General features: G+C 36.9%; 16 protein-coding genes. All 16 read right to left on the reverse strand.

Features of this window, described 5'->3' with window-relative positions; translation table 11 throughout:
- Positions 1–79 precede the first annotated feature (79 nt).
- A complete protein-coding gene (gene aroA / locus ABH960_RS18680) occupies positions 80–1,354 on the reverse strand; it encodes a 3-phosphoshikimate 1-carboxyvinyltransferase (protein WP_404447436.1) in 1,275 nt (424 codons plus the stop codon).
- Positions 1,355–1,512: 158 nt separating this feature from the next.
- Positions 1,513–2,625, reverse strand: a complete 1,113-nt coding sequence (hisC, locus tag ABH960_RS18685) for a histidinol-phosphate transaminase (RefSeq protein ID WP_404447439.1) — start codon at positions 2,623–2,625, stop codon at positions 1,513–1,515.
- A gap of 117 nt (positions 2,626–2,742) precedes the next feature.
- On the reverse strand, positions 2,743–3,828 hold the full coding sequence (gene aroB / locus ABH960_RS18690) for a 3-dehydroquinate synthase (protein WP_002011826.1): 1,086 nt from the start codon (positions 3,826–3,828) through the stop codon (positions 2,743–2,745).
- On the reverse strand, positions 3,828–5,000 hold the full coding sequence (aroC, locus tag ABH960_RS18695; RefSeq protein WP_002030766.1) for a chorismate synthase: 1,173 nt from the start codon (positions 4,998–5,000) through the stop codon (positions 3,828–3,830). The genes aroB and aroC overlap by 1 nt, the downstream gene beginning before the upstream one ends.
- A gap of 300 nt (positions 5,001–5,300) precedes the next feature.
- Complete coding sequence (ndk, locus tag ABH960_RS18700) at positions 5,301–5,747, reverse strand: nucleoside-diphosphate kinase (protein WP_000415879.1); 447 nt, start codon at positions 5,745–5,747, stop codon at positions 5,301–5,303.
- A gap of 124 nt (positions 5,748–5,871) precedes the next feature.
- Positions 5,872–6,834: a heptaprenyl diphosphate synthase component II gene (gene hepT / locus ABH960_RS18705; RefSeq protein WP_002011823.1), complete on the reverse strand. Its 963-nt coding sequence runs from the start codon at positions 6,832–6,834 to the stop codon at positions 5,872–5,874.
- 38 nt (positions 6,835–6,872) lie between these two features.
- Positions 6,873–7,586: a 2-heptaprenyl-1,4-naphthoquinone methyltransferase gene (gene menG / locus ABH960_RS18710; RefSeq protein WP_002086620.1), complete on the reverse strand. Its 714-nt coding sequence runs from the start codon at positions 7,584–7,586 to the stop codon at positions 6,873–6,875.
- Between the two features lie 29 nt (positions 7,587–7,615).
- Complete coding sequence (locus tag ABH960_RS18715; RefSeq protein ID WP_215587527.1) at positions 7,616–8,368, reverse strand: heptaprenyl diphosphate synthase component 1; 753 nt, start codon at positions 8,366–8,368, stop codon at positions 7,616–7,618.
- 271 nt (positions 8,369–8,639) lie between these two features.
- The gene (gene folE / locus ABH960_RS18720) at positions 8,640–9,209 is read right to left on the reverse strand and encodes a GTP cyclohydrolase I FolE (RefSeq protein ID WP_113937052.1); all 570 of its coding nucleotides are present in this window, start codon (positions 9,207–9,209) and stop codon (positions 8,640–8,642) included.
- Between the two features lie 121 nt (positions 9,210–9,330).
- Positions 9,331–9,603: an HU family DNA-binding protein gene (locus ABH960_RS18725; RefSeq protein WP_001043860.1), complete on the reverse strand. Its 273-nt coding sequence runs from the start codon at positions 9,601–9,603 to the stop codon at positions 9,331–9,333.
- A 298-nt stretch (positions 9,604–9,901) separates the two neighbouring features.
- Positions 9,902–11,380, reverse strand: coding sequence for a stage IV sporulation protein A (gene spoIVA / locus ABH960_RS18730; protein WP_000416521.1), 1,479 nt, complete (start codon positions 11,378–11,380; stop codon positions 9,902–9,904).
- A 242-nt stretch (positions 11,381–11,622) separates the two neighbouring features.
- Positions 11,623–12,336 (reverse strand): hypothetical protein, encoded by a 714-nt coding sequence (locus tag ABH960_RS18735; RefSeq protein WP_002126422.1) that lies wholly within the window; start codon positions 12,334–12,336, stop codon positions 11,623–11,625.
- Positions 12,337–12,401: 65 nt separating this feature from the next.
- Positions 12,402–12,605, reverse strand: coding sequence for a DUF2768 domain-containing protein (locus ABH960_RS18740; RefSeq protein ID WP_002011815.1), 204 nt, complete (start codon positions 12,603–12,605; stop codon positions 12,402–12,404).
- A gap of 227 nt (positions 12,606–12,832) precedes the next feature.
- Complete coding sequence (locus ABH960_RS18745) at positions 12,833–13,084, reverse strand: stage VI sporulation protein F (protein ID WP_000369753.1); 252 nt, start codon at positions 13,082–13,084, stop codon at positions 12,833–12,835.
- Between the two features lie 116 nt (positions 13,085–13,200).
- On the reverse strand, positions 13,201–14,223 hold the full coding sequence (locus tag ABH960_RS18750) for an NAD(P)H-dependent glycerol-3-phosphate dehydrogenase (RefSeq protein ID WP_002011813.1): 1,023 nt from the start codon (positions 14,221–14,223) through the stop codon (positions 13,201–13,203).
- A gap of 18 nt (positions 14,224–14,241) precedes the next feature.
- Positions 14,242–15,552, reverse strand: coding sequence for a ribosome biogenesis GTPase Der (gene der / locus ABH960_RS18755; RefSeq protein ID WP_002011811.1), 1,311 nt, complete (start codon positions 15,550–15,552; stop codon positions 14,242–14,244).
- Positions 15,553–15,626 lie beyond the last annotated feature (74 nt).

The following is a 15,626-nucleotide window of genomic DNA, read 5'->3' on the forward strand; positions in this document are numbered from 1 at the left end:
CTCTTCTGTTCATTTATCATAAGCAACTAGGTGTAAGAACGCAACCTTTTGAGTGAGCTACCTCTTCCTATACTTTCTCTCATAGCGCAGCTAATTGTTCGAAAAATTCCGGATACGATACAGCGATCGCATCACTATTCTCTATTTTCACTTCTCCATCTATAATACACGATGCGATTGCAAGCATCATCCCAATACGATGATCGCCGTGACTATTAACAGTATTTCCTTTTAAACTTTGTTTACCATATATAATCATACCATCTGGTGTAGCTTCAATCTTCGCACCTAATTTGCCTAATTCATCTACAACCGTATCGATACGATTTGTTTCTTTTACTTTTAACTCCTCAGCGTTTTTAATAACAGTAATTCCTTCTGCCTGCGTTGCCAATAAAGCAATTACAGGAATTTCATCAATTAATCTTGGAATAAGAGTTCCACCAATTTCTATTCCTTTTAGTTTAGATGTTTCAATCGTAATATCCCCGCACGGTTCAAACTCTTTATTTCTAATATGATCGATAGAAATAAGTGCACCCATCTTTGTTAATACATCTAAAATCCCTGTTCTCGTCGGATTTAAACCAACGTTTTCCAATACAAGCTTACTATTTTGGACAATTGCACCAGCTACTAAGAAAAATGCCGCCGAAGAAATATCTCCTGGAACTTCTATGTCTGCACCTTTAAGTTGTTGTCCACCTTGTAATGAAACGGTCCGTCCATTAACATCTACGGTACAACCGAATGCACGCAACATTCTTTCCGTATGATCACGAGATTGCATAGGCTCTGTTACCGTAGTAATCCCTTCTCCTTGCAAACCCGCAAGTAAAACTGCTGACTTCACTTGTGCGCTTGCTACTGGTGAATGGTAATGCATACCTTTTACTTTACCACCGCGAATAGATAAAGGTGTATATTGTCCGTTTTCTCTACCATCAATTTGAGCATTCATCTTACTAAGCGGGTCTGTAACACGTTTCATAGGACGTTTTCCAATTGATGCATCACCAATTATCGTACTATGGAACGGTGTATTTGCTAAAATCCCAAGCATAAGACGAATAGTCGTCCCTGAATTCCCCACATCTAATACTTCTTTCGGTTCTTGTAAATTATGTAATCCTTTACCGTAAATCGTGACATCGTTACCAAACTGTTCAATCTGGACACCTAGTTTTTGAAAACATGCAATTGTACTTAAACAATCTTCTCCTAATAAAAAATTTGATACTTTCGTCGTCCCTTCCGCTATCGCTCCAAACATAACAGAGCGATGCGAAATAGATTTATCTCCTGGAACAACAATTTTCCCATTCAAACTATTTTTTCGTCCTACTAGTTTCAAACTGTATCCTCCTCACATTTTAAATAAGTTATATGTACAATAGTTCTTCTTATACGTCTACTTCTATTGTAACGTTTTCTTTCTTGAACGTGCAAACAACTCCCCTTATTGCAAGTTCAAATGAAAAAGGCTCCTGTAACAGGAGCCTCCACCATTTCTTAAGAATACGTTTCTTCTTTCTTCACTTGTTCTTTTACAAGTTCCGTAAGTAATTCAATAATCTCATCATTTTCTTCTTTTAATCCAACAGTAATACGAATACCATCATGCATACCAAATGCTGCACCAGAACGAACGATATATCCTTTTTTCATTAATCGTTCGAAAGCTTCATTACCAGGTATACCAAGTTTCAAGAAAATGAAATTCGCTTGAGATGGATAGTAGAATACGTTATATTCCTTACAAAATCCATAATATTGATTTAATCCTCCGGCATTTTTCTTCACACACTCTTGTAAAAACTGTTGATCCTCTATTGCCGCTAATGCTACCGCTTGGGCGATAGTCGATGTGTTAAATGGTAGTCTTGCTACCTCTAGCTGCCCAATAAGCTTTGCATCACCAATCGCATATCCAATACGAAAAGCAGCTAATCCATATGCTTTTGAGAATGTGCGTAGCACCATAAGATTTTCGTACTTTTCAAGAAGAGGTAATGTTTGCGGATAATCTTCTGCCCCAGCATATTCATAATATGCTTCGTCCATAATAACGAGCGCTGACTTTGGAACTGATTCTAAAAATGAAAGTAATTTTTGTTTTTCTACATATGTACCTGTCGGATTATTCGGATTACAAATCCATACAATCTTCGTTTTCTCATCTACTTGTTGTAACATTGCATCTAAATCGTGAATGCCATCTTTAAGTGGTACTTCACGAACTTCTGCTCCTTCAATAACAGCATGGTGATGGTATTGCGAGAACGTAGGGTTCGCCATTACAACATTTGTTCCATTATGTAGCAAAGCACGACTAATCATTTGAATGACTTCATCTAGCCCACTACCAAATAAAAGTTGTTCCGCTTTTACACCTAAATGCTCTGCTACTTTCTCACGAAGCTCAAAAGCCGCCCCGTCCGGATAGAGTGCATATTGATTAGCTAACGAAGTTAATGCTTCTGTCACACGCGCAGAGCAGCCAAATGGGTTTTCATTCGACGCTAACTTCACAATTTTTGACAATCCATATTCTCTTTTTACTTCTTCAATATTTTTCCCAGGTACATATGCTCTCAAAGTTAACAATTGCTCTTTTACTCTCACTTTTCTTCCCCCAGTCATTGATATGATTTATAATGTCTTACTGTCACCTTTAATCATAACCGTCACCATTACGAGAATACCTTTAAATATGCATTTCATACCTGTTCTACGACTTTTTTACACCATATCCTTTTGAAATGCTTCTAACGCAATATGAACAGTCTCATCTGAAATAGATACGACATTCACTCCCCCATATTCCTGCATAAGCACCATATGAATTGTTCCAGCATTTGCTTTTTTATCTTGTTTCATCAACTGAACGAGACGTTCTACATTCAAGTCACTTGGCATTTTTGGATAACCGTATTTCAAGAACCACTGCTTCATTTCTTCATAAGAAAGATCAACTTTGTACACTTGCTCACTTAAAAACATAGCAAATAGCATGCCAACCGCTACTCCATCACCGTGAGTAATATTCCCATATCCTAACTCTTTTTCAAGAGCATGTCCTAACGTATGCCCAAAATTCAAATGGGCACGTACACCTTTTTCTGTTTCGTCTTGCGACACAATATTCGCTTTCACAGGAATCGCCTTCGTTAATATATGAATTAACTTTTCATCACGAAGATCCGTTAACGTTTGCACTTCTTCTTTTAACCAATGATATAGCTCTACATCACCAATAAGAGCATGCTTTATCACTTCTGCATAACCTGATCGCCACTCTTTTTCAGGAAGTGAATGTAAAAATGGCGTATGATATACAACAGCTTCTGGCTGATGAAATGCTCCAATCATATTTTTTCCTAGTGGATGGTTAATTGCTACTTTCCCGCCTACTGCGCTATCGTGAGCTAATAAAGTCGTTGGAACTTGGACAAAGCGAATACCACGCATAAACGACGCAGCAACAAATCCAGCCAAATCTCCAATCATTCCGCCTCCAAGTGCGATGATTAAAGAATTTCTATCTAATTTATTTTCAAGAGCCGAAGTGTGAGCCTCATAGAAATTTTCAAAAGACTTCTCTTTTTCGCCACTCGGTACAACAAACGAAAATACTTTTTGCTCTACTTGCAATGCATCAACAACTGTCTGTAAATGCAGTGATGCAACAGCTTCATCAGAAATGATCATTATGTTCGATACTGCAGGATTCATTTTTTGAATAAGCGTTGTTAAGTGTGACAACGCCTCCCTTCCAACATGTACATCATATTCTTTTGATTTCGTTTGAATATGTATGTTCTCCATTAAAATCCCCTCGCATATTCATTATGTTTCTCAATATTTTCACGTATAAGATCGATACGATCTAATCCAAATTGTTCAATTAAAGCTGTTGCGAGCTCCCAAGCCACAACAGCTTCAGCCACAACGCTAGCTGCTGGCACTGCACAACTATCTGAACGTTCAATACTCGCTGTAAAAGGTTCTTTCGTATCAATATCAACACTTTGAAGCGGTTTATATAATGTCGGTATCGGTTTCATAACACCGCGCACAACAACCGGCATACCAGTTGTCATGCCACCTTCTAATCCACCTGCATTGTTCGTTTTTCTTCTGTACCCTTGCACTTCATCCCAAAGGATTTCATCATGCACTTCACTTCCAGGTCTATGTGCTGCTTCAAAACCAATTCCAATTTCAACACCTTTAAAAGCGTTAATACTCATAATTGCCGCTGCTAATTTTGCATCTAATTTTCTATCATAATGTACATAGCTACCTACCCCAATTGGCATTCCTTCTACAACTACTTCAACAATACCACCGATAGAATCACCATTTGCCTTCGCATCATCAATTGCTTGCATCATCTTTTTACCGGCCTCTTCATCTAAACAACGTACAGGAGATGCTTCTGTAGTACTTTGTAATTCCACAATAGAGTTATATTTAATATTTGCTGCCTGTACACCACCAATCTCGATAACATGTCCCGCTACTTGTATACCTAATTCCGCCAATATTTTTTTTGCAACTGCACCAGCTGCAACACGAACTGTCGTTTCACGTGCTGAAGAACGCTCTAATACATTCCTCATATCTCTATGACCATATTTAATCGCACCATTTAAATCAGCGTGTCCAGGTCTAGGTTTCGTAACTTGTCTTTTCATTTCTTTCTCTTCCTGCTCAGTTAACGGCTCTGCACCCATAACCTTTGTCCAATGTGTAAAATCACGATTTTCAACAACAAGTGCAATCGGGGACCCCATCGTCTTCCCATGCCTAACACCACTTACAATTTGCACTTGGTCTTTCTCAATTTGCATGCGTCTACCGCGTCCATATCCTTTTTGTCTTCTAGCTAATTCTTCATTTATATCATTCGCTACTAAAGATAACCCTGCCGGAACACCTTCTAAAATTGTCGTAAGTTGCGGACCGTGGGATTCACCAGCTGTAATATATCGCATACGTTATTCCTCTTTTCGCATATGTATTTATCCCGCTACATAAAGCAGCTATATTATCTTCCATCACTCTTTAAAATACAAAGAAATTATATAGTAAATCGAATGTTTGCTTTCCCTACTTGTAATTGCTCGATTATTTTCATAATAGTAGACCTTTTACTTTACATACCAATATATCATAACAGTCCTAACTTCGTAACTGATCGAAATAAAAAAAGTGCAAGAAGAATACCCCTATTCTTCTCGCACTTTTTACTATTATCACAGTTATTAAAGCGTTTACAAATTATTTCAAAATAATTAGTAAATCCATTGATTCATTAATTTTGAGTAGTCTACTAATTCTTCTTCCTTAAAGAAAATAGCAATCTCGCGTTCTGCACTTTCTAAAGAATCCGAACCGTGGATAATGTTTTTCGCAACAGTTACACCGAAATCTCCACGAATTGTTCCAGGAGCAGCTTCATGTGGTCGTGTTTTACCCATCATATTGCGTGCTGTATCTACTACACCTTCACCTTGCCATACCATTGCGAATACAGGACCAGATGTAATAAAGTCTACTAATTCACCAAAGAAAGGTCTTTCTTTATGCTCACCGTAGTGTTGTTCAGCAATTTCCGGAGTAACTTGCATTAATTTTGCACCAACTAATTGAAAGCCCTTTTTCTCAAAACGAGCTACAATTTCCCCAATGAAGGCACGTTGTACACCGTCTGGTTTTACCATTAGAAATGTTTTTTCCATAAAAAATCTCTCCACTTCTGAATTATGTATGTAATTGTATATCCCCACACACATATTAACACCCTTATCACAATTGCGCAATAGTTTTGAAATAGAGAGATTATTTTATTTTTTAGACAAAACACTAAAATTTTCGTTTTCCAATATACTTTGCGACATTTTGCAACGCATACTTCGCCTGTCCACGAGGGAGTGGTTTTATTATTTCTAATGCTTTATGTAAATAACGTTCACTAAACGAAAATGCTTTATCAATAGCTTCGCTCGCTTTAATATCATCAATAATTTCTTTCATTTCACTTGCTGTTGTATTTTCATGTACAGATGTAATTTTTTGACGAAGAACTGGATCTTCCATGGCATACAAAACAGGTAATGTAATGTTACCTTGTAATAAATCACCACCAGCAGGCTTTCCAAGCTTCTCTTCTGTCGATACGAAATCTAAAATATCATCAATAATTTGATAAGACATACCAACAAAATATCCGTACCAAAATAGACGATTTACAGTATCACGATTAGCACCAGCAGCAATCGCTCCCAACTGACAACTTGCGGCGATTAACAATGCTGTTTTTCGTTTTATCCTTCTTAAATACGTTCTTAAATTTTGATCATAGTTATACTTATCTTTAATTTGTTCGATTTCACCTTTACAAACTTCTAAAATTGTATGAGACAACGCTTGATGTGCATCTGGAATTTCTATATTTGTTATACATTCAAGAGACTTCGCAAACAAGTAGTCTCCTGTATACATTGCAATACGATCTCCCCATTTCGCATTCACTGTTGCGCTACCGCGTCGTAAAAACGCAGCATCAATGACATCATCGTGAACAAGCGAAGCCATATGAATTAGTTCTAATGCAACCGCAACATGCTTAATTGCATCTAACTTATAATCCCCAAATTTCCCTGCAAGCAAAACAAAAACAGGGCGAATCCGCTTCCCACCTGCTTCAATAAGCTGTAATGCCGCTTCTTCTACTAACGGCTGCTCAGAAGCAACTGTCTTCTTCAATTCTTTTTCTATAACATTAATATCCGATCGTAAAAAAGAGTACATAAGTTGTAACTTCATATTGTTCACCTTAACCTAAAACGTCTTTTTTCTATTTTCTATTTTGATTCTGGTTTAATACCTAAATGCATAGCTGCTACACCAAAAGTAAATGGTTTCACTTGCACATTCTTAAGCCCAGCTTCTTCAAACATACGTGCTAACTCTTTCATCCCTGGGAATGTACTAGCAGATTCCTGAAGCCATGAATATTCTTTATAACTTTTCGCAAACATCTTTCCAAATAACGGCATGATATATTTAAAGTATAAGACATACCCTTGACGAAAACCTATCATCGTTGGTTGGGATGTTTCCAGGCAAATTACTTTTCCACCAGGCTTTACTACACGCGTCATTTCTTTTAATACTTGCATGTAATCCGGAACGTTACGTAACCCAAAACCAATCGTTACATAATCAAACGTATTATCTTCATAAGGAAGTTCCATTGCATTTCCATGCATAAGTTCTACTTGCTTTAATTCTAAAGCTTCTACCTTTTGTTTACCGACAGCTAGCATATTTTCGCTAAAGTCTAAACCGTAAACCTTCCCATCTTCACCTACAGCTCCCGCTAGTGCAATTGTCCAATCTGCCGTCCCGCAGCATACATCAAGTGCCTTACTCCCGGGTTTCACATCCATAATTCGCATCGTTTCTTTGCGCCATGCCTTATGCCTTTGAAAACTAATTACAGAATTCATCACATCGTATTTATCAGAAATTTTCTCAAATACGTCATGTACTCTTTCTTCTTTTGATTGTTGCATGCTCGTACCTTCTTCCAATGTAAAGTTGCTTATTTCCTTGATTTATCTCTTAACATAGAAATTATCTCATTAACTTCTGTATGATTCTCTAAAAAATTTTCTTCCTGCTTTCTCATTTCCATAAGCCATTCATTAATTACTGTTTCCAGATTTTTATCATCATCCAATGAGATTTTTTGGACTGCTTGAAAAACAGGTGAATTTTGTTTATCAGCATACAATTGACACTCTTTTTGAAGACGATTTTTTCCTAACACATAAGTTATATATGGTTTCCAATTAGATAACTGAAAATGATCACATGTTTTTTGCAAAAGCGCAGATTCAATTATTACTACACTTTCCATTATGTCTTGAATCGCCACATGTGCTTTTTGATATAGCATAATTTTATGTTCATTAATCTCCTTAATTCCTTCAGCAAGTGCACGAATTAAGATAATATCACAATTCATTGACAATAAGTAATAGTATAGACCACTATAATAATCCCCTGCAAGAACTGTCAATTGACGACGCTTATGGAATCCACTCGTCTCTTCGTTTGCTTTATTTGATACTTTTTCATGTGTATCAAGAGCAATTTGTACAAGCATAATCGTTACGACATAATGATCAATTTGTTCTTTATGTATATTTGCACTTTTTAATGCACCGTATAACAGCGCTATTTTTTCTTCATCAATAAATGGTTCTTCAATATAGTTTATAAAATAAGGATGGCGTAATTTCTCCATCAATTTCTCTTTAATACCCGCATACCCTCCGTAGATGTCACACACAAAAAATCACCCTTGTTTTCTAATTCATAAAATTTATTATAACACATACATTCTATTTTCTATAATCAAAACTTGGCTACTTCTGCCAAACTGCCACCGAATAAAGCCTCAACTTTTATTCATACAAGTTATCTTCGTCTCTAACAACTACAAACATTCATTTACACAAAAGGCAGAAGTAATTTTCAACCTTTATATTCTTGCTCTTTAACATTAAAACTATATCATTTTTTTGTATATAAAAAAAAGAAAAGCAGTTTCCCGCTCTTCTTTAATTCGTCTTAATAAACGATAAAATTTCACTACGTGCTGCTGCATCATTTTCTAACACGCCGCGCACCGCAGTCGTTACTGTTTTCGCACCAGGCTTTTTCACACCACGCATCGTCATACACATATGCTCTGCTTCTACTATTACCATTACACCATGCGGCTCTAGTACTTCCATAATAGAGTTAGCTACTGTTGATGTAATTCGTTCCTGTAGTTGTGGACGACGCGCAATCGTGTCTACAGTACGAGCTAATTTACTTAGTCCTGTTACTTTTCCACCTTGCGGAATATATGCAACGTGAGCAACTCCATAAAACGGAACAAGATGATGCTCACACATCGAATAGAATGGTATATCTTTTACTAGCACAAGCTCTTCGTGGTCTTCTCCGAATACTTTGTGTAAATGCTCTTTCGGATCCTCATGCATTCCTGAGAATACTTCTGCGTACATTTTCGCAACACGTTTCGGTGTATCAAGTACTCCCTCGCGATTTGGGTCATCTCCGATTGCCTCTAAAATAAGACGTACTGCATGTTCAATTTGTTCTAAATTAACTTTTGCCATCCGCTAGCCCTCCCGAAAAACCTAAAAGTGATACGAACACATTCTAGCATATTTATGTTTTTAAAAGCAAAAAGAAGAGTTTCCAAAAAGGAAACTCTTCTTCCCTGTTAATATGTAAGGATTATTTAACCGCATCTTTTAACGCTTTACCAGGTTTGAATGCAGGTACTTTACTTGCAGCGATTTCAATCTCCTCACCTGTTTGTGGGTTACGACCTTTACGAGCCGCACGCTCACGAACTTCGAAGTTACCGAATCCGATTAGTTGTACTTTATCACCTTGTTTTAAAGCTTCTAAGATAGAATCAAAAACAGCGTCCACTGCTTTTGTTGCGTCCTTTTTAGAAAGGGAACTTGCTTCTGCAACAGCATTGATTAAATCTGTCTTGTTCATGCCATTCACCTCCTCCCAAAGATAAGACTGTATAATGATCATAAAATGAGTCTTACTTTCATTTGTAGGCAATTTTTACAAATTCTATACTACAAAGATGTAGATAAATCATTATCAACGCCTATATTATACGATTCTCCTTTATAATTCAATATTTTTAAGGAAATTGTTACTCTAAAAATGTGAAATTCTGATGAAACTTGACAATTTACAACAAAATATTAGATAATGACTGTTTATTTTTCTATTACGTACTCAAAAAGAAAAAAATCCCTCTGCAATTAGAGGGATTTTTTTCTTATAATATAATCGCAATTAATCCGCCAGATCCTTCATTAATAATTCTTTCTAGCGTTTCTTTTAATTTATAACGAGCGTTTTCTGGCATTAGAGATAACTTCGCTTGAATTCCTTCTCTAACAATAGAGCTAAGAGAGCGCCCAAATATATCAGAATTCCAAATTGATAGCGGGTCATCTTCAAAATCTTGCATCAAGTAACGAACTAGTTCTTCACTTTGTTTTTCAGTACCGATAATTGGTTCAAATGTTGATTCTACATCCACTTTAATCATATGAATAGACGGCGCAACCGCTTTTAATTTAACACCGAACCTTGAGCCGTGACGAATAATTTCCGGTTCATCTAAGCTCATATCAGCTAATGCAGGCGCTGCTACTCCATATCCGGTTTGTTTTACCATCCGCAAGGCATCCGCCACTTGGTCATATTCTGTTTTCGCATGAGATAAATCGAGCATAAGCTTTAATAAATGATCTTTCCCTCGAATCTCTACTCCTACTACTTCTTTTAAAATTTGATCATACAATTCATCTGGCGCATATAAATCAATCTCTGCCACACCTTGCCCCATATCGATGCCAGCTAGACTCGCTCGATCAATAAATTCATATTGACTAAACTGCCAAACGACACGGTCCACATCACGAAGACGTTTTATATCCTTTACAGTCTCTTGAACCGCTTCCTGATAACTTTGGCGTAACCAATGCCCTTCATTTAGTACCATTACCCAGCTCGGAAGGTTTACATTCACTTCTAAAACCGGGAACTCGAATAATGCTTCTCGCAGTACGTTATACACATCTGTTTCTCTTAAACTCTCTACACTCATCGCAATTACTGGGATATCATATTCTTCTGATAAACTTTGACGTAACTGCTCCGTATCTGGATGGTATGGCTGTACAGTATTGATAATCATAATGAAAGGCTTTCCTACTTCTTTTAACTCATTTACAACGCGTTCTTCTGCCTCTATATAATCTCTTCTTGGAATTTCACCAATTGTTCCATCTGTTGTAATAACGACACCAATTGTTGAATGCTCTTGAATTACTTTACGTGTTCCGATTTCTGCAGCTTCATGGAATGGAATAGGCTCTTCATACCAAGGAGTATTAATCATGCGCGGACCATTCTCATCTTCATAGCCTTTTGCTCCTGGAACCGTATATCCAACACAATCTACTAATCGAATATTCACTTCAAGACCTTCATCTACTTCGATAGAAACCGCTTGGTTTGGAACAAACTTCGGTTCCGTCGTCATTATTGTACGACCAGCAGCACTTTGAGGCAGTTCATCCTGCGCTCTTTGACGGTCTGACTCATTTTCAATGTTGGGAATAACAACAAGTTCCATAAATTTTTTAATAAATGTTGATTTCCCTGTTCGAACAGCTCCTACAACTCCAAAATAAATATCACCGCCTGTGCGTTCCGCAATATCTTTAAAAATATCTACCTTTTCCAAGTGATTCCCTCCCTCAATATTTTTGGGAATAATTCCACGTTTATAGTCAACTAATACCTTCTCTAATGTTGCCTATAATATCTGATATAATATAATGGTATTCTAGAAGTTCGGACAATATATCATATAATTTTGTCCAATTTCATATGACTATTTAAAAATACCTTTTGTTTGCATCGCAAGTTGTATAACATAAAAAACCTTTCTTCTAGAACTTATTCACTAAAAGAAAGGTTCATGACTTATGATTTTAAAAAAATTGGTTCTCCATTTTTTACTGTGTACGGCAAAGAATATGCAGGAACAAACGGGGAATCCTTCGATAGTATACTCCGGATATCTTCACCTTCTTTAAATTGTCCTTCATTTTTTTTCAACGCTTCATATAAGTCGATTCTATAATCAACAAACAATTCTCCTTTTTCATTAATTACAAGAGGGAGACCTTTTCCTGAGTACGGACTTGTCACTTGTGGTACATCTTTATATCCTAGTTTTTTGAAGTCTAATTCATAAACACCATCTGTAATCACTTTTTTAAAAGGTGGATATTGATGTTCATCACGATACATCCTTAGCTTCAATGCCACTTCTTGAATTTGTTCCGCCATTCTCACATCAATTAACTTTACTGTCGGATTTTTTTCAACATCTATTAATACATATTGATATACCCCGCCACTTTCATACGCATTCCCTGGCGCCTCTTGTATGTACCTTGGAGCAATTTTTTGAAAATCAATTGGATACTTCTGATAAATCGGCGTACTCATATCACGCGTCTTAATTGGTAATAAACCATCCGTTTGCTCCTTATATGTATTAATGGCTTTTTGTACAACTTGCAACTGGTCTTCATAAGGAATAGCACTTTGTTTCATATTTTCTCTTGGATACATACACCCTGTTAAAATGCTCATGCAACAAAATATTAAAATAATATGGATTTTTTTCACTGACAATCACCTTTTCATGCTAGTATGGACTGTTGCTTTTGTAACATTTACCGACTACACATCCTTTATTGCTCAATAGGGCCACTAAATACAACAAGGAAAATAACAATTCCCGATACAATCATGAGGGTGTACGCTACTAAAGCTGTAATCCCTTTCAAAAATTTATTCTTCATTTTATGCCTACTCAATAAAATAAAACTTACTGCAAGAAACATAAATCCAATTGCCCCTAAAGCAAACCACATTTTCATAAGTCCTTCCGACATATATACACCCCTTTACTTTCAATCTATTTTTATACTATTTTAACAAATTAAAATCTTTAAACAAATAAAAATCATCATTTTTCCGTGAATTGATGATTTTTATTTAAAATAATAAAACCGAAGCACGAAATGATGCGCTTCGGTTGACCAAATATGCCCTTAACAGCTCTATTCCCATTCTTTCATAACTATCATATGCATTCTCTAAACTCTTTGTTTCTCATAATTTATTTTTTAAACATTTTACTTAACGAACCAAAATCCGCCGGCATATTATTGTTAATAATCGCTTTTACAATTTGATCCTCTTGCTCTTTCGGCACTTCGCGTCCTGCCATTAGAGCAACTTGATGAATCAATTGGCGAAGCACTGTCTCATCACGTAAGTTCGCATTTTGAACAGACGACGCTAATTTAAAAATATCTTCTTTGTTCACTTTCGCTTCTTTTTCAATGTTATTAAAAATGTTGTTATCCATTCTTTTCACCCTCTCCTCAAGTTACTCTTCATCCTATGCAGAGATGAAAAATTGGTGAAAAGACCCATAAAAAATAAAAAACGGTAGAAGTACGAAATGTACTTCTACCGCTTTCTTTATAACAAATCAGGTATCGCTTCAACTTCATGTTTTCGAACACGTCCCATCAATGAGCCTACTGCATCTTTCACATTATTCCCATTGAACAGCACGTCATATAAAGCAGCTGTAATCGGCATTTCAACTTCCATTTTCTCTGCCAATTCATGAGCAGCTTTCGTTGTTCTTACACCTTCTACAACCATACCCATACTTTCTAGCACTTCTTCTAAAGAGTGCCCTTTTCCAAGCATATTTCCAGCGCGCCAATTTCGGCTATGCACACTTGTACAAGTTACAATTAAGTCTCCCATACCAGTTAGACCAGCAAACGTTAACGGATTTCCGCCCATTTTTCTTCCTAAACGAGCAATCTCTGTTAAACCACGTGTCATTAATGCCGCTTTCGCATTATCACCTAATCCAAGCCCGTCAGATATCCCCGCAGCTAGTGCAATAATATTTTTTAAAGCACCACCAAGTTCAACTCCAACGATATCTGGGTTTGTATATACACGGAAATAGCTATTCATAAACAAATCTTGTACTCCCTCAGCCGCTTCCATACGCTTTGCTGCAGACGTAACAGTTGTCGCTTGACGCAATCCAACTTCTTCAGCGTGACTCGGCCCAGATAGTACAACAACATCCTTAATCAAGCTCTCTGGAATTTCTTCCTCAATCACTTCCGAAATACGTTTTGACGTACCTGGTTCGATTCCTTTACTTGCATGAATCCAAGTAATTGGCTCTGTAACAATTTCTTTCATCTCTTGCAATACGTCTCTGTACGCTTTCGTCGGTACTACTAGCAGTACTGTATTTACATCTACTAATGCTTCTTCTAAAGAAGAGTAGGCTACGATTGTGCTTGGCAATGTAATCCCTGGAAGATATCTACTGTTCTCACGCTTCGTATTAATTTCATTCATGAGTTCAGGACGGTTTCCCCAAATACGTACATCATGCCCATTGTCAGCTAATACCATCGCTAACGCTGTTCCCCAGCTACCTGCTCCTATTACTGTGATTTTTGTCATAAAATCACATCCTCTCCATTAGTCTCTTGCTCTAGCGATAATGTGAATCGGCGTTCCTACAAAACCGAACGCTTCACGTAAACGGTTCTTTAAGAAGCGCTCATATGAAAAGTGCATTAATTCTGTATCGTTTACAAATATAACAAATGTTGGTGGTTTTACCGCAACCTGTGTCGCATAGAAGATTTTCAGACGGCTACCATTATGTGTCGGCGTTGGATTCATCGCTACCGCATCCATAATTACATCATTTAATACATTCGTTTGTACACGGATGCTATGGCTTTCATTTACCTCATTGATAACCGGTAATAACGTTTGTGTACGCTTTTTCGTTTTCGCAGATAAGAATACAATCGGTGCATACTCTAAAAATTGGAAATGAGCACGGATGTTTTCTTCAAATGCTTTCATTGTTTTTTCATCTTTTTTCACTGCATCCCATTTGTTTACGACGATAATAACAGCACGTCCTGAATCATGAGCATATCCAGCGATTTTTTTATCCTGTTCAATAATTCCTTCTTCTCCGTCTAAAACGACTAAAACAACGTCAGAACGTTCAATCGCTCTAAGTGCACGAAGTACACTATATTTTTCTGTACTTTCGTATACTTTCCCTTTTTTACGCATACCAGCTGTATCGATGATTACATAATCTTGATCATCTTTACTATATGGTGTATCGACAGCATCACGTGTCGTTCCCGCTATATTACTTACAATTACACGTTCTTGACCAAGAAGTGCATTTACAAGTGATGATTTCCCTACGTTTGGACGTCCAATTAAAGAGAAACGGATTGTTTCATCGTCATACGCTTCTTCTTCAATCTTTGGAAAATGATTTGCAGCTTCATCTAACAAATCACCAAGTCCTAAACCGTGTGTACCTGAAATCGGGAATGGCTCGCCAAATCCTAATGCATAAAAATCATAAATATCACTACGCATGTCTGGATTATCAACCTTATTTACCGCAAGTACAATTGGTTTTTTAGAACGGTATAAAATTTTAGCAACTTCTTCATCTGCTGCAGTTACACCATCGCGACCATTCGTCATAAAAATGATAACATCCGCTTCATCAATCGCTACTTCCGCCTGTTGACGAATTTGTGTCAAGAACGGCTCGTCTCCAATATCAATTCCACCTGTATCAATAATGTTAAACTCATGATTTAACCATTCTCCCGCACTATAAATACGGTCTCGCGTTATACCTGGTATATCTTCTACGATTGAAACTCTTTCTCCAACAATTCTATTGAAAATAGTAGATTTCCCTACGTTCGGGCGGCCTACTATTGCTATTACTGGTTTCGGCATATACTTTCATCCTTTCAACTTGCTTCTGTTTATTATGTAAAAAACCCTTCTTTGTGCAAGAAGGGATTTGCATT

The sequence above is a fragment of the Bacillus sp. RC252 genome, from assembly GCF_044909215.1.
Classification (GTDB): domain Bacteria; phylum Bacillota; class Bacilli; order Bacillales; family Bacillaceae_G; genus Bacillus_A; species Bacillus_A mycoides.